This window comes from Actinocorallia lasiicapitis, assembly GCF_054778695.1.
The window spans coordinates 1-17,123 of record NZ_BAAGZI010000102.1 but is presented as its reverse complement, the minus strand read 5'-3'; the positions used below and the strand labels follow the sequence as shown (position 1 = coordinate 17,123).

At 70.9% G+C, this 17,123-nt stretch carries 22 protein-coding genes; 8 read left to right on the top strand and 14 right to left on the bottom strand.

The genetic code is table 11. The features are described 5' to 3' along the window. Positions 1-253: response regulator (locus ACYVE7_RS14310; RefSeq protein ID WP_460365160.1), on the bottom strand; the 253-nt coding region annotated here is incomplete at its 3' end. Positions 254-547: 294 nt separating this feature from the next. Here ACYVE7_RS14310 and ACYVE7_RS14305 point away from each other — a divergent pair. Continuing rightward, on the top strand, positions 548-1,114 hold the full coding sequence (locus tag ACYVE7_RS14305; RefSeq protein WP_460365159.1) for a hypothetical protein: 567 nt from the start codon (positions 548-550) through the stop codon (positions 1,112-1,114). Between the two features lie 93 nt (positions 1,115-1,207). Further along, positions 1,208-1,762, top strand: a complete 555-nt coding sequence (locus ACYVE7_RS14300; protein WP_460365158.1) for a hypothetical protein — start codon at positions 1,208-1,210, stop codon at positions 1,760-1,762. A gap of 72 nt (positions 1,763-1,834) precedes the next feature. On the opposite strand, the gene ACYVE7_RS14295 is transcribed toward ACYVE7_RS14300, so the two are convergent. Both ACYVE7_RS14295 and ACYVE7_RS14290 read right to left on the bottom strand, forming a co-directional pair. Next, the gene (locus ACYVE7_RS14295) at positions 1,835-2,299 is read right to left on the bottom strand and encodes a hypothetical protein (RefSeq protein ID WP_460365157.1); all 465 of its coding nucleotides are present in this window, start codon (positions 2,297-2,299) and stop codon (positions 1,835-1,837) included. 104 nt (positions 2,300-2,403) lie between these two features. After that, positions 2,404-3,129 (bottom strand): hypothetical protein, encoded by a 726-nt coding sequence (locus tag ACYVE7_RS14290; protein WP_460365156.1) that lies wholly within the window; start codon positions 3,127-3,129, stop codon positions 2,404-2,406. Positions 3,130-3,190: 61 nt separating this feature from the next. Between ACYVE7_RS14290 and ACYVE7_RS14285 the strand changes: the two genes are divergently transcribed. Beyond that, positions 3,191-3,403: an EF-hand domain-containing protein gene (locus ACYVE7_RS14285; protein WP_460365155.1), complete on the top strand. Its 213-nt coding sequence runs from the start codon at positions 3,191-3,193 to the stop codon at positions 3,401-3,403. A 196-nt stretch (positions 3,404-3,599) separates the two neighbouring features. On the opposite strand, the gene ACYVE7_RS14280 is transcribed toward ACYVE7_RS14285, so the two are convergent. Next, complete coding sequence (locus ACYVE7_RS14280) at positions 3,600-4,154, bottom strand: CAP domain-containing protein (RefSeq protein ID WP_460365153.1); 555 nt, start codon at positions 4,152-4,154, stop codon at positions 3,600-3,602. A gap of 52 nt (positions 4,155-4,206) precedes the next feature. Here ACYVE7_RS14280 and ACYVE7_RS14275 point away from each other — a divergent pair, with 52 nt between their 5' ends. Next, positions 4,207-4,812, top strand: coding sequence for a hypothetical protein (locus ACYVE7_RS14275; RefSeq protein WP_460365152.1), 606 nt, complete (start codon positions 4,207-4,209; stop codon positions 4,810-4,812). Positions 4,813-4,821: 9 nt separating this feature from the next. Here the strand turns inward: ACYVE7_RS14275 and ACYVE7_RS14270 are convergent, their stop codons facing one another. After that, positions 4,822-5,259 (bottom strand): hypothetical protein, encoded by a 438-nt coding sequence (locus tag ACYVE7_RS14270; RefSeq protein ID WP_460365151.1) that lies wholly within the window; start codon positions 5,257-5,259, stop codon positions 4,822-4,824. Positions 5,260-5,293: 34 nt separating this feature from the next. Next, on the bottom strand, positions 5,294-6,301 hold the full coding sequence (locus ACYVE7_RS14265) for an acyltransferase family protein (RefSeq protein WP_460365150.1): 1,008 nt from the start codon (positions 6,299-6,301) through the stop codon (positions 5,294-5,296). Positions 6,302-6,406: 105 nt separating this feature from the next. Here ACYVE7_RS14265 and ACYVE7_RS14260 point away from each other — a divergent pair, with 105 nt between their 5' ends. Together ACYVE7_RS14260 and ACYVE7_RS14255 are read left to right on the top strand one after the other, a co-directional pair. After that, positions 6,407-7,450: a hypothetical protein gene (locus ACYVE7_RS14260; RefSeq protein WP_460365149.1), complete on the top strand. Its 1,044-nt coding sequence runs from the start codon at positions 6,407-6,409 to the stop codon at positions 7,448-7,450. Further along, entirely contained in the window at positions 7,447-8,628 is a 1,182-nt protein-coding gene (locus ACYVE7_RS14255) for a hypothetical protein (protein WP_460365148.1), read from the top strand. The genes ACYVE7_RS14260 and ACYVE7_RS14255 overlap by 4 nt, the downstream gene beginning before the upstream one ends. Before the next feature lie 97 nt (positions 8,629-8,725). Here ACYVE7_RS14255 and ACYVE7_RS14250 read toward each other — a convergent pair whose 3' ends face one another. Continuing rightward, entirely contained in the window at positions 8,726-9,217 is a 492-nt protein-coding gene (locus tag ACYVE7_RS14250; RefSeq protein ID WP_460365147.1) for a hypothetical protein, read from the bottom strand. A gap of 2 nt (positions 9,218-9,219) precedes the next feature. Beyond that, positions 9,220-9,441 carry a hypothetical protein gene (locus ACYVE7_RS14245; RefSeq protein WP_460365146.1) on the bottom strand — a complete coding sequence of 74 codons (222 nt, stop codon included), beginning with the start codon at positions 9,439-9,441 and terminating at the stop codon, positions 9,220-9,222. 222 nt (positions 9,442-9,663) lie between these two features. On the opposite strand from ACYVE7_RS14245, the gene ACYVE7_RS14240 reads away from it, so the two are divergent. Further along, positions 9,664-9,921, top strand: coding sequence for a hypothetical protein (locus ACYVE7_RS14240; protein ID WP_460365145.1), 258 nt, complete (start codon positions 9,664-9,666; stop codon positions 9,919-9,921). 55 nt (positions 9,922-9,976) lie between these two features. Here ACYVE7_RS14240 and ACYVE7_RS14235 read toward each other — a convergent pair whose 3' ends face one another. Both ACYVE7_RS14235 and ACYVE7_RS14230 read right to left on the bottom strand, forming a co-directional pair. Then, positions 9,977-10,897 (bottom strand): NADP-dependent oxidoreductase, encoded by a 921-nt coding sequence (locus ACYVE7_RS14235; protein WP_460365144.1) that lies wholly within the window; start codon positions 10,895-10,897, stop codon positions 9,977-9,979. A gap of 15 nt (positions 10,898-10,912) precedes the next feature. Next, complete coding sequence (locus ACYVE7_RS14230) at positions 10,913-12,058, bottom strand: baeRF3 domain-containing protein (protein ID WP_460365143.1); 1,146 nt, start codon at positions 12,056-12,058, stop codon at positions 10,913-10,915. 175 nt (positions 12,059-12,233) lie between these two features. Between ACYVE7_RS14230 and ACYVE7_RS14225 the strand changes: the two genes are divergently transcribed. Then, positions 12,234-12,440 carry a hypothetical protein gene (locus ACYVE7_RS14225; RefSeq protein WP_460365142.1) on the top strand — a complete coding sequence of 69 codons (207 nt, stop codon included), beginning with the start codon at positions 12,234-12,236 and terminating at the stop codon, positions 12,438-12,440. 6 nt (positions 12,441-12,446) lie between these two features. Here ACYVE7_RS14225 and ACYVE7_RS14220 read toward each other — a convergent pair whose 3' ends face one another. The 4 genes from ACYVE7_RS14220 to ACYVE7_RS14205 form a co-directional block, all read right to left on the bottom strand. Then, positions 12,447-12,881 (bottom strand): hypothetical protein, encoded by a 435-nt coding sequence (locus tag ACYVE7_RS14220; protein WP_460365141.1) that lies wholly within the window; start codon positions 12,879-12,881, stop codon positions 12,447-12,449. A 3-nt stretch (positions 12,882-12,884) separates the two neighbouring features. Continuing rightward, a complete protein-coding gene (locus tag ACYVE7_RS14215) occupies positions 12,885-13,703 on the bottom strand; it encodes an LLM class flavin-dependent oxidoreductase (protein ID WP_460365140.1) in 819 nt (272 codons plus the stop codon). Continuing rightward, on the bottom strand, positions 13,703-16,024 hold the full coding sequence (locus ACYVE7_RS14210; protein ID WP_460365139.1) for an ATP-binding cassette domain-containing protein: 2,322 nt from the start codon (positions 16,022-16,024) through the stop codon (positions 13,703-13,705). Before ACYVE7_RS14210 ends, ACYVE7_RS14215 begins: the two co-directional genes overlap by 1 nt. Positions 16,025-16,093: 69 nt before the next feature. Then, a partial coding sequence (locus tag ACYVE7_RS14205; protein ID WP_460365138.1) for an SCO7613 C-terminal domain-containing membrane protein occupies positions 16,094-17,123 on the bottom strand: 1,030 nt, incomplete at its 5' end.

The following is a 17,123-nucleotide window of genomic DNA, read 5'->3' as shown; positions in this document are numbered from 1 at the left end:
GGCGGGCCGCCAGGACGACGACCCGGCACTGCGGTGCGGCGGCGCGGACGGCGCCCGTCGCGGTGAAGGCGTCCATGTCGGGCAGGTCGAGGTCGAGGAGCGCGACGTCGGCGCCGCTCGACCGGACGGCGGCCGTCACGGTTCTGCCGTCCTCGACGGCACCGACCATCTCGATGTCCGGCTCGGTCTCCAGCAGCGCGACGAGACCGCTCCGGAAGAGCCGGACCTCGTCGGCGACGACTACACGAATCACATCCACCATCCCTCGGTTCCGTCCGCTGGGGTGTCCGGACGGCGATCTGGCAGGCCCCGCATGTGATTGCCCACGCACGCCTTGGAACTCCGAAGAGTTCTTGGGTTGACACACAGCGTGAAGGAAAACTCTCGCCGGGTCAAATGCCGCACATGGCACCAATGTTCTATCGCCTGCTCAACGGACGTTTACCCAGAACCGAACAGCCCGTCAGAAACATAACAGTGGCTGTCAGGTCGCACACGGCATTCCAGAGAAAGCGACAAAAGCGACCAAGCCCTACTATTTCCCACCATGATTCCCGAGCATCTCGCGCACTTCCCGATCGGCCGCGACATCCCGCTCCGCGACGGCTCCGTCGTCGGCTGGGAGATCTTCCCCTTCGCCGGCGACCTGTCCGTCAAACGGCTGGACGCACCGGTGCTGCCCGAACCGCCCCGGATGGGCGAATCAGGCCCGCAGGCGTGCGACATCTGCCGGCGCGACGACGCCGACTTCCTCTGGTCGGACGACCACTGGCTGCTGGAGATGTTCACCGAACCGGCGTCGCTGCCGACCCTGCTGCTCTGGCCGCGCGCCCACCACGACCTCGACGACCTCCCCGACGATCTGCTGGCCGGGCTCGGCCCGATGATGCGCCGCGTCGAAAGCGCGCTGAAGTCGCTCGACGGTGTCGCCCGCGTGCACGTCAGCCGGTGGGGCGACGGCGCGGCGCACCTCCACTGGTGGTTCATGGCCCGCCCGGCCGGGCTGCCGCAGCTCCGCGGCAGCTGTATGCCGTTCTGGGACGACGTCCTCCCGCCGATGCCCGCCGACCGCTGGACGGCCCTCGGCGCCCGGATCGGGCAGGCCATGTCCTGACCGGTGCGTCCGGACCGATGCCGCTTCCCCGAAGTACGTGACGCGGACGTCGCTCTCCGTCACCATGGAGCTCTTCCAATGGTGGGGTGGGGCATGGGCAGCGGTGTGGTCGGACTGGGTGTGATCGGGGCGGTCGCCGTCGGCGGTGTCGCTTTCGCCGGGATCGACCGCTCCTCCAGCCCGCCCCCGCCGGACGACCGGACCGTGGTCGAGGTCCGCGCCCATCTCCGGCCCGCCGCCATCGCCACCACGGGCTTCAGCCACGACCCGAAGCTCGCCCCGCCCGGCGCCCTGGTGAAACTCCGCTCCGTGACGTTCGCCGGGAAACGCAGCACCGCGACGCTCACGGTCCGTGGCCTCGCCAGAAACCGCCCGTATGTCGCACATGTGCACGTCAACCCGTGTGGAGTCGCCCCGCTGGCCTCCGGCGGCCACTACCTGGACGACCCCAAGGGCAAGCCCGACGCCGCCAACGAGGTCTGGTTCACGTTCACGACCGGCCCCCACGGCGAGGCCGTCGCCAAGACCCGCCACCCCTGGACCTTCGCACCCACCCGGCTGCCCCGCTCGATCGTCCTCCACGACCCCCACGGCACGGCCTCACCCCCCACCCGCCTGGCCTGCGTGAACATCCCGTTCGCCCCCTGAACACTGGCCGGTCGGGAGCTCGGCCCGCCGGCCGGACGCGGGGAGGTGGGTCGCTCCCTGAGCGCGGGGCGGTCAGTGGTCGACGGGGATGTCGGTGAGGGCGCGGATCCAGGCGGCGGACTCGTCGGGGCTGAGGGCGTCGGTGGCGGCGCGACGGCACCAGGCGACGGCCCGTGGGTCGCCTGCCGACAGGTAGAGGGCGGCGATTCGGCCCGACGGGATGTCAGCGCGCCGCGCCAGGACGTCGGCGAGGTGGGCCGCCAGTCTGGTCCGCTGGGACGGATGCACCCGGGCCAGCACCAGCGCCCGCACCTGCTCGGGCAGCAGCGACAGATCGGGCAGCACCCGGGCGGCGACCCCCGACTCCAGCACCGCGACGACCCTGTCCTCGCTGACGCCCGCGGCTTCGGCGAGCGGCGCCGGATCGAGGTCGCGGGCCAGCGCCGCCAGGGTGACGATCGGTGCGTCCTCGGGCGGCAGGGCCGCCGTCCACCCCAGCACCCGCTCGCCGAGGCTCTTGCCCCCGACCGACCGCAACCCCCGAAACCTCACCGGCACATTCTGTGTTACCGCAGGTAAAGCCCGGTATCCGGGGTGCCCTGTGCCATCACTCGGCGCCCTCAACTTAGGACATCAGCCAGCTAGGACATCAGCCAGGACAGCCCCAGGGTGCGGCGTGCGTCGGCGATGGCGCGGGGTGTGCGGGCGTACACCCAGAGCCAGGCGCCGCCGTCGTAGCGGACCAGGGTGTCGGAGTCGCCGTGCCAGCGCAGCGGCGGCGAGCCGGGCAGCGCCCAGTGCCGGAACGCCGGGAGCGGCAGTGGCGGGTAGCGCTCCAGGAGCGCCGCCTCGGCCGACGGGGTGAACTCGGCGTTGTCGGCCAGTTCGGAACCGGTGCTGAACATCGTCTCGGTGAGGACCAGTTCGATCGCGGCGAGGCTGAACCGTTCGGCGTACGGCCACCAGTCGCCGGACGTGTGGTCGCGGCAGACGACCGGCGGATCGGCCTCGTCCAGCGAGGCGACCGGGATGCCCCAGTAGGCGCAGTGCTGGGCCTCGTAGCGGAAGATCAGCACACCGCCTTCGACCCAGAGGTGCTGCGGCGGGATCAGCGGATCGGTGGTGCGGGTCAGGTCGTCGCGCCGCCCGAGCAGGCCATGCAGCCTGCGGAGCGCTTCGGGCAGCGGGTGGCCGAGCCGTTTCGCGGCGGCGTCGAGCTCGGCGGGTGTGTGGCCGTCCTCGGGACGGAGCGGTTCGGCCCAGGCGGCGGCGAACCGTCGCAGGAACATCCATGCGGCGTCGGCGGCGCGGCACGCTTCGGCCAGCTCGGTGGTCAGATCGAACCAGGAACCCCGGATCTCTTCCATACGAACATACTTTCGCATGGCACTGACATTTTCGGGGCGGCCGTGTCGGTAGTGTGGCGGGATGGGCAAGCATGAGAACCCGAACACCGACCACCACGCCGAGTTCCGGGCCCTCGACACCGACGGCTCCGGTTTCCTCAGCCGCGACGAGCTGATCGCCGCGTTCGCCAACGCCGGTGACCAGCGCTCCGTCGAGGAGATCGACGCCTACATCGCGACGGCCGACAAGAACGCCGACGGTGAGATCTCCTACGAGGAGTTCATCGCCGACTAGCCTCGGCCGATCGGCTGCCTCGTCCGGCCGGACTAGGCGGTGTCTTATGAATCTTCAGTCCTACTGCGCGACGCCCAGGCACGCACCTCGCGGGCTTGTCGTCGGTCACCAGCCAACCAGGCTGGCTCCCTCCTCCGCACCCCCGAGGCACGCACCTGACCGCCGCTCGCTACGGACAAGATCCATAAGACACCGCCTAGTTCGCGAAGTCCTGGACGATCCAGACGATGCCCTTCTTGTCCCGGTGGACCCAGAGGCCGATCCGGGAGTAGCCCGGGTTGAGCAGGGCTCTGCGGTGCCCGTCGTTGGGCGGGGTCTCGGCGAGCATGGCGCGGGTCGTGGCGATCGCGGAGTTCGCGATCGCCTTGACGGTCTTGCGGGCGGGTCCGCGGTAGCCGATGTTCTCGCCCGCCGCCGACCAGGTGACGTGCGCCATGGTCAGCCTGCGGCCGAGCGTGGGTTCGCCCGCGCACTGGTGGGTGAGGCCGCACTGCGGCTTCAGCATCCACTTGCCGTGGTAGGTGGCGGCCTTGGTGAGGCCGGGCTTCAGCTTGAGCGGTTTGAGCCGGTGGGCCTTGCGCGCCTTGTTGATGTAGGCGAGCACGTGGTCGACGGCGGTCGGCTTCTTCTTCGGCGCCGCGGCGGCCTCGGCGGCGGGCGCGAGGACCATCCCGGCGGCGAGGGCGACGGCGAGCAGGCGGCGGGCGCGGGCCATGAGCACTCCCAGGGGGGTGGGACGGACGAGCCCCACGAGCCTAGAGTGACAATCCCGTTATGTACGACAAATCGGCTAGTTTCCTGCCATGAAGAAGATCATGTTGGTGGGGGTGCTCGTCGGCGCGGGAGCGCTCGTGGCCGTCCCGGCGGGTGCCGCGTCCGCCAAGCCGAAGTGCGCGATCGGGAACTGGAAGCTCATCAAGGCGAAGGCGACCGAGAAGCTCGTCGTGCCGGAGGACGGGCCGTTCTCCTACGTCCAGTCCGGTTACTCCGGCACCAAGCTAAAAGTCACCGCGAAGAGCTGGACCTATAACTACAAGGGCAGCAAGACCGGCACCACGATCCTCACCGAACGCGGCACGACCCGCGAGGTCCGGCGCCTGTACAAGGGCACCGTGACGCTCCCGCTGAAACTGTCCGGCGACCGGAAGGGCACGTTCTCCGTCAACGAGGACAAGGCGAAGGGCAAGGCCACCGGCTACGCCAAGGTGATCAGGCCCCGCAGGGGCGCGCTGCAGACCTTCAACCTGATCAAGGTGCTGCACAACCCGTACGGCAACGGCGGCTTCGACCCGATCCCGGCCGGCGCCGGCCGGTTCACCTGCTCCGCCACCACCCTCAAGGCCAGGACCTCGATCACGGTGGAGGGCAGCTACGTCCACACCCTCAACCTGGTCTTCACCCGCCTCTAGTCCTGCAAGCTAGTCCTGCCGGGTCACCGCGAACGCGCCGCAGTCCGCCTGGGCGCGCCGCACCTTCCCGGTGATCTTGTCTCCCTCGATGCCGTCGGCGTTCAGGTCGACGGCGTCGAGCTCGTCGGGCAGATCCGCGCCGATCGTGTCGCCGTGCAGCAGCAGCGCGCCGCCGTCGAATACTCCGCTGACCGGAAAACTCCCGACATAGACCCCGGGTGTGGCGATCGGCGCGATCTCGGCCGTCCCCTCGACGCCGAGGTCCACGCCGAGTGAGAGCGTCAGCCGGACGTTCTCGCGGGCCCCGTCGCAGTCGTAGGAGCCGCTCCAGATCCCCACGACCGATTCGGCCGTCGCCGCTCGCGGCGGCTCGTCCGGTGTGCCGTCCCCCGAGCAGCCCGCCAGCAGCGGAACGGCGAACAGCAACCCCAGAAGTCGTCTCGGCATGGGACGAGCCTAGGTCCCCGGGCCCACCGGCCGATCAAGACTTCTTGAAGGCCCAGGTGAGGTCGGGTTGGACGGCCCAGCGGGTGGCCTTGACGATCGGCGGGGTGCACAGGACGGCCGTGAACAGGGCGCCGGCGCAGAAGAGCAGGGCCATCGCCGGGAAGCTCCGCAGGTGGAGGGCGTTGTCCCAGCCCTGGAAGGCGGCGAAGCGCACGAAGAACCAGTGGAGGAGATAGCCGAAGATCGCGGTGGTGCCGAGCCCGGTGAAGAAGGTGCGGGAGCGGGGGACGACCGCCAGGAACGCCGCGGCCAGGATCACGGCCGCGCCGTAGAGCGCGAGCCGCAGGACCGTCCCGGTGAGTTCGCCCGCGGCGAGCGTCTGGTTGGACTCGCGCCAGACGAACCAGCCGTCGCCGAGATGGTCCTTCGCGGGGAACGCCAGGAGCAGCCCGCCGATGAGGATCAGGAAGCCGGCCGGACGGGCGCCGCGCGAGCGGAGCAGCGCGAAGTGTTCGGGCCGGAGCTTGAGGCCGAGCACGTAGAACGGGGTCAGCCCGAAGATCCGGTGCATGTCGAGCTGGTGGGAGAGCGGCCCGCAGTAGCAGAGCAGCGCGAAGACCACGGAGACCGCCAGCGGCCAGCGGATCTGCTGCCAGACCGGGGTGGACAGCCGCCAGAAGAACAGCGCCATCAGGAACCAGGTGACGCCGTAGGGGTCGAGCAGGCTGAACCGCAGCTCGCTCCGGCCGCCGAAGTGCCAGTCGAACAGCGAGTAGGCCACCTCGAACAGCAGGTACGGGACGAGGATCCCGGTGATGAGCCGCTGCGCCTTCCGCTTCTCGAACGAGAACTCCTGCGACAGATAGCCCGACAGCATGATCAGCAGTGGCATCGCGAACACGCCGACGAACATCCAGAGCGCGTGGCCCGACGGGACGGTCTTGCGCAGCCCCGCGATCGCGCCCTGACCGGCGATCAGCATCACCGCCAGCACCCGGACGTTGTCGAAGAACGGATCGCGCCCGCTCCCGGCAACCACCACGGGACGGGCAAATGACTGCAACTCAACCATTGGCGCACTTTATCCACTTCGCCCGGGTGAAGTGTGCCCGGTCAGGCGGTTCCACCAGGACGTTAAGATCACGCAATGCTCCCCCTGGTGCTCGCTGTCGCCCTCGCCGCCGCCCCCGTGACCCCGCACTGGGAGACCGTCGGCCGGACGGACCTGCGCGGCGACGACTTCCTCGGCGCGATCACGTTCGGCGGGAAGAACAGCGGCTGGGCGTTCGGCACCCGCATGGTCCAGAAGGGCGAACGGTCCGTCGAGACGATCGCCTACCGCTGGAACGGCCGCCGCTGGACCCGCTCCCCGCTGCCCGCCGGGCTCGAAGCCGACTGGGAGTACTACGACCAGGACAAGCTCAGCGCCTCGTCGCCGGCCAACGCCTGGGCGGCCGCCCTCCCGTTCAACAGCGCGGGGGCACGGGTGCTGCGCTGGCGCGGCGGCCGCTGGACGATCTCCAAGATCCCGACCAAGGGCCAGGTCGTCGCGGTCGGCGCCTACGGCAAGGACCGGGCGATCGCCTTCGCCTCCGGACGCCGCACCTGGATCTTCCAGCACGGCCGGTGGAAGGCCGGGGCCCGGCTGATGTTTCCCGTGGAACATGTCAGGAGCGACGGGAAGAACGTCTGGGTGCACACCAGGATCGACCGGAAACTGGCCGTCGCACGCTGGAACGGGAAGAGCTGGAAGCTGCTGCCGTCCACGGGGATCACCGACACTTATCCGAACGACTGGGGCGATCTCGCCCCCGTCCCCGGCGGGGTGATCATCAGCGGCAGTGACGGGAAACGCACCTTCTTCCTGCGGTGGGACGGCCGCCGCTGGATCCCCGACACCACCCCGGCGATCTCCGGCTGGGCGATGCGCTGCGTCGTCCCGGACGGCAAGGGCGGCCTGTGGGCGGGTTCCGTCGGCGCCGATCCGATGGGCGACGACTCCCCGGCCACGCTCTGGCACCGCGCGAGATCCGGCGCCTGGACGGCCACGACGCTCGGCGACCGCACCCGGATCGCGCTCCCCGACGCCTGCGCCGCCCGGCCCGGCACGTCCGAGATCTGGGCCGCGACTGGCGACTCCGACCACGGCTGGGACCCCGACGGCGTCTTCCAGAGACTGGTGACCAGATGAAGAAGATCCTGCTGGCCGCCGCCCTGGCCGTCGCGCTGCCCGCACCGGCCGTCGCCGCCCCGGCTTGGCGGCCGGTGTTCACCGCGCAGTTCCGCGGCCACGACTCCTTCACCGCGCTGGCGTCGGGCGGGAAGAACAGCGCGTGGGCGCTGGGCGTCCGCACCGGCACGGGCAGCCTGACCAGGGTGATCGCCTACCACTGGAACGGACGTTCCTGGAAGCGGGCGGCCTTCCCCGCGCTGCCCGTCGCCCGGCCCTGGGACTTCGAACCGGCGCCGATCCTGCTCGACGCCTCGTCCCCGGCCGCCGCGTGGGCGCTCCTGCCCGGCGCGTTCGCGGAGGATCGGCGGGATCGTGGTGATCTCTGTGTCGACGGGCCGCTGCCGCCGCTTCCGCTGAAGCCCGAACGTGCCTCGCACCTGCTGCGCTGGGACGGCCGCCGCTTCGTGACCGCCGCCGCGGTCAAGGACGTCGTGGTGTCCGCGGTGATCTCCGACGGGGCCCGCAAGGCGTGGGCGTTCGGTTCGACCGACTCCCTCGACGGCGTCACCCTGCGTTACGACGGCCGCCGCTGGACCCGCGCCAAAGCCCCGATCAGGGTCGAGCGCGCCACCCGGATCGGCGGGCTGATCTGGGCGTACGGCCACACCCCGTCCGGAACACCCGTCCTGTCCAGGTTCGACGGGCGCCGCTGGCGGACCGTCCCGACCGGCCGCCTGCTCACCGACTGGAACGAGGGTCCGAAGACCAAGGGCCGCACCACCCATCTGACGTCGCTGGCCGCGCTCCCCGGCGGCGGAGTGATGATCGGCGGCCGATATCTCGACCTCAATCCCTGCCTGTGGGAGGGCGAGATCGGGCGCTGGCGGTCCTTCACCCACCGCTGGAGCAAGGGCGTGTGGCGCACTGAGCAGCCGAAGGCGCTCCGCGGCTGGTCGCCCGAGCGGCAGATCCCGGACGGCAAGGGCGGCACTTATGTGATGGCGTCGCAGCTCTGGAGCACCGAGGACTCCCATCCGGACGTCCTCAGGGTCTTCCACCGCACCTCGGCGGCCCGCTGGACCTCCCTGCCCGCGTCCCCCGACCTCCGCACGATCGCTCTGATCGGCGGCCACCTCCTCGCGGGCGGCCGCGCCGACGGTCGCTACGACACCAACGCGGTCCTCTGGCGGCGCTGAGCCGGGGAGGGAAAGCAGCGCCGGGGGAACTATCCGATCAGAGGGACTCTGTGGTCACACCGCGGAGGCGCATGTATGAACGGCCGTGGACGCGGGCTCAGGCGTCGACCTTGCGGCGCGCCCGTTGTTTAGAGGTCTTCGCGGCCGGAGGCGCCGGCGTCTGATCAGCCGAGGGCCTCTCCGCCTGAGCCCTTCTTCTGGCATCGGACAGAACGGCGGCGGCGTGCTGGAAGGAGATCCCGAGAATGGTGCCGATGTCGCGCGAGGACAGGCCCCTTTCGCCGAGCCGCACGACAGCCTCGACCGTCGCTGAGGTCGAAGCTGACAGAGCGGTTTCCGCGGCCAGACGCTTGGCACGCGCGTCCTCTATGGCCGGCTCATCCTCCGAGTCGAACTCGGCGACGACCTCAACGGTGAAGTCCGCGTCAGTAAGGGTGTCGAAGCGAGTCCGGATCCAGTCACGGGCCATGGCTTCGGCCTGGTCTAGGCGCTTGACCTGGGTGGCTCCGGAGCGACGGAGATCGGGACCGGTGATCTCCAGCATCCACCATGCGCCATCGCGGATCGCGGTCGCGGTGTAGTCCTTCATGATCAGTTCCCCTCTTCCTCGGCTTCCTGTTCGGCCAGGTCGGCAGCGAAATCGCGAAGGATCTTCTTCGCGAGGTTCTCGCCGACCTCCTTGTGCCGGGGCACGATCGCCGTCGCCGACCCGGCGATCCACTTCTCATGGTTCGTTCCGCCGTCCTCCTTGAGCACCAAGCCGGCTTCTTTGGCGATCTGGCGGAGGCGGCGGACGAGGTCGGTGTGTTTCACGAGATTAAGTCTAGGAAGGCGACACTGTCAAGTCAACTCGGTAGACAGATTGACGCCTGGTCAGATCCGTAGATTGAGGAGTCGAAGCTCCTTGAAGCTCCCTGGGGAGATGGAGGCGCGGGCTTGGGGCCTCTGGCGGTTTGGGGGGGTGGGGTTGGCGGAAGGGGTCCGGTGAAGGCGGAAATGTCGAGTGAGTTCCGTCTCGGATCGGGGGGATCGACGATGGCGCATCACCACAAGTCGAACAAGCAGGTCGAAGGGGATCCGGATACCGGGCACAGCAGGGGGATGCCGCTCCGGCCCGACGAGGAGGAGCTCGTCGAGCGGACGCAGGTGGACCGGGCCGTCGCCGGGGTGCCCGGGAAGACCGGGGAGCCGGAGGGCAAGCGGCGCGGTGAGGCCGAGAAGGCGGCTGAGGCGGCGCGCAAGGCCGAGAACGCGGACGACACCGACTTTCCGCCGACCAGCTACGACGGCTGATATTTCGTGACGAAAGGCCGGCCCTTGAAGGGCCGGCCTTTCGTGTGGAGCCGTGTCAGTCGGGGAAGCGGATGACGAGCTTGCCGCGGGTGTGGCCGTCGCGGCTGGTCGCGAACGCCTGGCCGACGTCCTCAAGCCCGTAGATGTCGGCGACGTCCACGGTCAGGACGTCGCTGTCGGCGAGCGCCGCCAGATACGTCAGCGCAGCCCCGTCGGGACGCACCCAGACCAGCTCGCCGCCCGCCTCGGCGACCTTCGGATCGACCGTGGAGACCTGCCGTCCGCCCGGCGCGAGGAGCTGCGCGGTGGTGTCGGTCAGCCCGCCGACCAGGTCGACGACCGCGGTGACCCCGTCGGGCGCCAGCTCCCGCACCCGCTCCACCAGGCCGTCGCCGTAGGAGATCGGCTCCCCGCCCAGCGCCGCGACGTACGCGTGGTTCTTCGGCGACGCCGTGCCGATCACCCGGGCGCCGCGGTGCCGGGCGAGCTGGACGGCCATGCTGCCGACCCCGCCCGAGGCCGCGTAGATCAGGACGGTGTCCTTGGCGTCGACGGCCAGCCGGTCCAGACAGCGCAGCGCGGTCAGCCCGGCCAGCGGCAGCGCGCCCGCCTGCTCCCACGTGAAGCTGGTGGGTTTGCCGGCGGCCGCCCGGACGGGCACCGTGACGAGCTCCGCGAACGTCCCGCCGTGGATGTCGTCCTTGCGGGCATAGGCGATGACCTCGTCACCGACCGAGAACTCCGGGGTGTCGGGGCCGACGGCCTTGACCACTCCGGCGACGTCCCAGCCGGGGACCACCGGGAACACGGCGTCCATCATGGGGTCGAGCCCGCCGGCCATGACCTTCCAGTCGACGGGGTTCACCCCCGCGGCCCGCACCTGGACCAGCAGTTCGGCGGGCCCGAACTTCGGGTCGGGCTGCTCGCCGACCCGCAGGACGGAATCGCCGTAGGAGTCGTAGTAAGCCGCACGCATGAGCCGTCCTTCGGGTCAGAAGCGGAGGACGGCGGCGATACGGCCGGCGTCGGACAGGGAACCGTCGGGGACGAAGGTGATGCGGGCGTCGGAGTTCATCGCCAGCTCGCAGAGTTCGTCGACGGCGTCGTCGAGCACCCGGCCTTCGGTGGAGCCGTCGGGCAGCATCTGGCGGTCGTACTTGCTCTGGGTGGAGTGCTCCGGCAGGAGCTGGTCGTTGAGGATCCGGGCCTGCGGAATGTAGTTCTCCTCGACGACCAGGTGCTCGACCCGCGCCTCGAACGCCATCTTCCAGCACTCCTCCAGCCCCTGGACGTACTTGTGGGCGGAGCGCGCGTGCCCGAGGTCGGCGAGGGCCTGCTTCTGCCGGTCGGCGTGGGCCTGGGCGAGGACGGGGTCGATGAGTTCGAGGAGTTCGGGTGCGGTCGCCGAGTCGTAGCTGCCGTCGACGGAGCCGATGAACGCCTTGGCGACGGGCCCGTCGGCCAGTTCGTGGAAGAACGCCAGATACCGCTGGACGCCGAGGACGATCAGCGGCCGCGGGTCCTGGTGGAGCACCTCGGTGAGGTTCTTCTCGACCTCGTGGAAGAAGTTGCGGTGGTAGTGGGTCTGCCGGTCGCCCTCGATCTGGAACTTCTCGATGGGCAGGTCCGACACGCCCCGGTCTGGCGGCAGCGATTCGCCGTAGTACATCGGGAACAGGGCGTTGGAGACCTGCTCGATGTGGCCGGCGTCGCCGTCCCACAGCCGGGTGGGGCGCTCCGACATGACCAGAACCCAGTAGCGCGGTGTGGTCTCCATCATCGCGACGAGGTCGCGGGTGGCGAAGGTCTGGTCGATGACGACCCGCGGCTCGACGTTGACGTGCGGGAAGCTGAACCCGTGCGCCTCCCCGTCGGGCGCGGCCAGCAGGACGAGCGCGTCGGTGGTGTGCTCGAAGTCGATCTGCCCCGCGGCCTTCTCGAGGTTGTCGAGGACCTCGTCGGCGACGCCATGCGGCAGGTCGAGGGCGCGGAGCCGGTGGGCGGTCTCGTCCATCAGGTTCTTGAGCCGGATCCGGTCCTGCTTGCGATCGGGCCACGTGCGGTGCGTCGGCATGATCAACGAGACGGCCGGATAGGTGCGGGGCCGGCGCAGGCCGGCCAGTTCTTCGGCGTTCACGGGGTCCCCCGACTCCTCGACGTCAGAATCCGGCCTGGCGTGACACAGGCCACACCATGCTCTGTTTCACCGTCCCGCCCCGGCAAAACTCAGAATCGGACACTTGCCCCAAATCATGAGGAAGGCTTGACGTGGTGGCGGCGGAGGATTGGCGTCCGGTGGGCAGATTCGGAATATGAACCTTGAAACCGCGCTCGCGAAGCTCATCGAACACGCGCAGGAAGAACTGCACATTCTTCGCCACCGCGACCAGGAGAAGGCGAACAACGCCAAGCACGGCCACGACGAGAAGATGCTCATGGAGTCGGCGCAGAAGCTCGACGGCTACGCCAAGGAAGTCCTGATGCTGCACGACACGCAGCTGCCCCGCCGCGACCGCTGATCCTGCTCAGGCCCGCCGCTCCGCGCGGCGGGCCTGGACTCCGGCGTCGGTGCAGAAACCGGCCCGGGAACGCTTGAGCGCGAGCAGCCCCACCAGCAGCCCCGCGGCGTCGACGACGGCCAGCCGGCGCCGCTCCTGGTCGATCATCCGCTGCCACACCCCGGTCAGATCGGCGGCGGGACGGGTGGTGCGCCCGTCGAGCCCGCCCAGCGGCAGCGCGGGATCCGACGGCTTCGCCTCGGCCAGGTCGGCCCGCTCGACGACGGCGAGCAGCCGCAGGCCGGGGCCGACCAGCAGCGCCGCGTGGACGTGGTCGTCCAGGAAGAGGGTCTGGAGTTCGCCGGCCGTGACGTGCGGGCCGTGCAGCTTGGGCCGGCGGAGCATCGCGTCCGCGACGGTCCGGCCGGCCGGCGAGGTCTGCTCCATGAACGTCTGCTCCATCGGCTACCGCTCCGTACGGCCGATGGTAGCCCCCGCGTGATCGGCGATCGCGGCGACCACGTCCTGGCGGGTGGTGATCTCGGGGAACTGGACGAGCCACCAGGTGGCGCCCGCCGCGCGGAACGGTTCGGGGTCGGCGTGCTGGAGACCGCTGACGGCCACCTCGAACCCGGTCAGATCGCCCCGGTGGCTCGCGATGATCGCGAGCATTTCGCGGAGCCCGTCGGGGGTGGTTTCGGGGCAGAGGCCGTCGAAGCGGGCGGCGCGGCGGAGCGGGCCCTGATGGATCGTCTGGGCGGCCACCCAGACCGGGATCCGGGGCCGCTGGATGGGGCGCGGCAGGAACCGGAGGCCGCCTTCGGCCCGGAAGTGCGGGCCGTGATGGTCGACGGGCTCGCCCGACCACATCTGGCAGAGCAGATCGAGGGATTCGTCCAGCATGGCGGCGCGGATCCTGGGGTCGGTGACCTCGCCGAACCTGGCCAGCTCGCCGTGGTCGTCGCCGCCGAGCCCGACCCCGAGCACCAGCCTGCCGTTGCTGAGATGGTCGAGCGCGGCGGTCTGCCGGGCGACGAGCTGCGGGCGGAGCCGCGACAGCGGGGTGATCCGGGTGCCGATCGTGATCCGCTGGGTGCGGGAGGCGATCGCGGCGAGCGCCGTCCAGACGTCCGTGACGGCCAGGTCCGGATGGGCGGGCCTGGCCACGTGATCCCAGAGGAACAGCCCGTCGAACCCGGCGTTCTCCGCCAGTTCGGCCAGGTCGGCGAGGGTGTCGGGGTCGGCCAGCTCGCCGAACGGCGGCAGGTAGAGGGCGTGGCGCATCAGAGCAGCTCCTTGAGATGGGCGCCGGTGCGGCTGCCGTCGGCGGCGGCGATCGCGGCGGGCGGGCCAGCGGCGATGATCCGTCCGCCGGCCGAGCCGCCGCCGGGGCCGAGGTCGATCACGTGGTCGGCGGTCGCCACGACCCGCAGGTCGTGTTCGACCACCACGACCGTCGCGCCGCCGTCGACCAGGTCGTGCAGGCGTTTCATCAGCAGATCGGTGTCGGCGGGGTGCAGCCCGGTGGACGGTTCGTCGAGCAGGTAGAGGGTGTCGTCGAGCCGGCGGCGCTGCAGCTCGGTCGCCAGTTTGATCCGCTGCGCCTCGCCGCCGGACAGTTCGGTCGCGGGCTGGCCGAGCCGCAGATAGCCGAGGCCGACGTCCCGCAGGGCCGCCAGGGCGCGGGCCACGGCCGGGACGTCGGCGAAGAACGGCGCCGCCTCGTCGACGGTCAGCGCGAGGACGTCCGCGATGGTCCTGCCCCGGTAGGCGATCTCGAGGGTTCCGGGGTTGTAGCGGGCGCCGTCGCAGGACGGGCAGGGCGTGTAGGCGTCCGGCAGGAACAGCAGCTCGACCGAGACCTGGCCGTCGCCCTCACAGGTGTCGCAGCGGCCGCCCGGCACGTTGAACGAGAACCGCGACGGGCCGAACCCACGCTCCCGCGCCGTGTCGGTGCCCGCGAACAGTTTGCGGACCGTGTCGAACAGGCCGGTGTAGGTGGCGAGGTTGGAGCGCGGGGTCCGGCCGATCGGCTGCTGGTCCACCCGGACGACCCGGCCGGGCGCGGCGTCGCCGATGGCCTCCAGCAGGCTCGACTTGCCCGACCCCGACACCCCGGTGATCGCGGTGAACGCGCCGAGCGGCACGTCGACGTCCAGGTCGCGCAGATTGTTGCGGTCGGCTCCGCGCAGTTCGAGGAGCCCCGACGGTCGGTGCTTCCGGTATTCCGGGACGATCCGCTGGAACAGGTACCGGCCGGTCACCGAGTCGGGGACGTCGCGGAGCCCGTCGACCGGGCCGCTGTACAGGACCCGGCCGCCGCCCGTCCCCGCGGCGGGCCCCACGTCGACCACCCAGTCGGCCTCACGGACCACGTCGAGGTCGTGTTCGACCAGGCAGACGGTGTTGCCGGAGTCGCGCAGCCGCCGCAGGATGCCCGACAGGGCCGCCGAGTCGGTCGGGTGCAGGCCCGCCGACGGCTCGTCCAGCACGTAGACGACGCCGAACAGGCCGGCGCGGAGCTGGGTGGCGAGCCTGATCCGCTGGAACTCGCCGCTCGACAGGGTCGGTGCGGCCCGGTCCAGGCCGAGGTAGCCGAGGCCCAGCTCGTCGAGGACGTCGATCCGTTCGGCGACGTCGCGGGCCAGCGGGCCGACGGCGCCCGGATCGTCCCGGTAGCCGGTGAGCAGTCGGCCGAGCTCGGCGAGCGGCATCGCGGACAGTTCGACGATGTCCTTGCCCGCGAACGTGACGGCCAGGGCCTCCTGGCAGAGCTTCCGGCCCCCGCACAGCGGGCAGGTCACGCTGGTCATGAACTCTTCGGCCCGCCGCCGGGTCTTCTCGCTGGCCGACGTCGCGAACGACCGCAGCACCAGCCGGGCGGCGCTCATGTACTTGCCCTGGTAGGGGCGTTGGATCCGGCCCGCCTCCCGGACCGGTTCGACCGTCACGACCGGTTCGTCCTCGGTGAACAGGATCCAGTCGCGGTCCTCGGCGGGCAGATCGCGCCAGGGGGCGTCGAGGTCGTAGCCGAGGGTGCGCAGGATGTCGCGGAGGTTCTTGCCCTGCCAGGCGCGCGGCCACGACGCGATCGCGCCGTCGGCGAGGCTCAGTGACGGGTCGGGGACCAGTGACTCCTCGGTCACCTCGTGGACGACGCCCTGCCCTTCACAGCCGGGGCAGGCGCCGACCAGGGTGTTGGGGGAGAAGGCGTCCGAGTAGAGCATCTCCGCGCCGTCGGGGTAGCTGCCGGCGCGGGACATCAGCATCCGCAGCGAGTTCGACACCCGGCTGAGGGTGCCGACCGTCGACCGGGCCGAGGGGACTGAACGCCGCTGGCCGAGCGCCACCGCGGGCGGCAGCCCGCTGATCTCCTCGACGTCGGGGACGGGGAGCTGCTGCACGAGCCGGCGCGCGTACGGGGCGACCGACTCCAGATAGCGGTGCTGCGCCTCCGCGAAGATCGTCCCGAAGGCCAGGGACGACTTGCCCGAACCCGACACGCCGGTGAACGCGACGAGCGCACCGCGCGGCACCGCCACGTCCACCGCCCGAAGGTTGTGGACGCGGGCCCCCGTCACCCGGATGAAGCCGTCATCCCCCATGAGGCCCCTCTACCCGGCGATCTTCACTCCCCGGCAAACTCGCGGCCCTGACCAGGCCAAACGGCGGGTTCAGTGCATCGTGGTGAACCGTGCGTGCAGGGCGCGGAGCTCGCGGAGCCGCCGTTCGTAGGTCGCGCCGAGCACCAGCAGCAGGAGCCCTGCGGCGGCGATCGGGATCCAGCGGGGGAGCAGCCCGGCGAGCTGCGCGACGTGCGGGGCCAGCTCGTGCGCCACGTCCAGGAGGAGGGTGACGCCGCCGAGCAGGGCCGGGGCCTGGAGCCGGTGGCGCAGGCCGAACAGTGTGATCGCGAGGGCGGCGACGCCCAGCAGGAGGGGGCGCTGCCAGCCGGGCTCGTCCCAGACCATCAGCAGGCTCGGCAGCAGGGTGATCGTGAGGGCGGGGCCGTACGCCGCCCACGAGGAGGCCAGACGTCCGCGCCACAGGTAGCCGAGGAGCAGGCCGCCCGCGGTGACGGGGATCGTGAACACCTCAGGCGGGGTCGGCCAGGACGCCAGCTCGGCGACCGCCCCGCACAGCCCGCCCGAGACGAGCACCGCCGCGACCGCGGCGACGGTGTTGGTCCTGACCAGGGCGGCGAGTGCCGTGCAGAGCAGGAACACGACCGAGAGCGTCACGACCGTCGCGGTCTCGTCGTCGAAGGACCAGCCGATCGCGATCACGGCGGCGCCGAGCGCGGCGAGCGTGGCCCGCCGGTCGAACAGCGCCGTCTCGGCGCGCAGTTCGTCCGGTTCGACCAGATAGGCCAGGGCGAACAGCGCCGCCGTCACGCTCAACTGGACGGACAGGGCGGTGGCGAGCCCGAGCCCGGCGATCGAGGGCACCGCCGAGATCGCTACGGCCGTCACGACGACCCCGCCGACGAGCTTCCGGGCCGAGAACAGCAGGGCCGCGACAGCCCCGAGGACGATCAGGCCCTGCACCGGGACGTCGGGGTCGTCGACGCCCGCCAGGGCGGGTGCGACGGTGCCGAGCGTCCACAGCACCGGCGGGCCGAGCACCAGCAGCCCGGCGACGCGCGATCCGGCCCTGAACCGTCCCGGAACGGCCGCGGCACCCGCCACGACCAGCGCCGCGGGC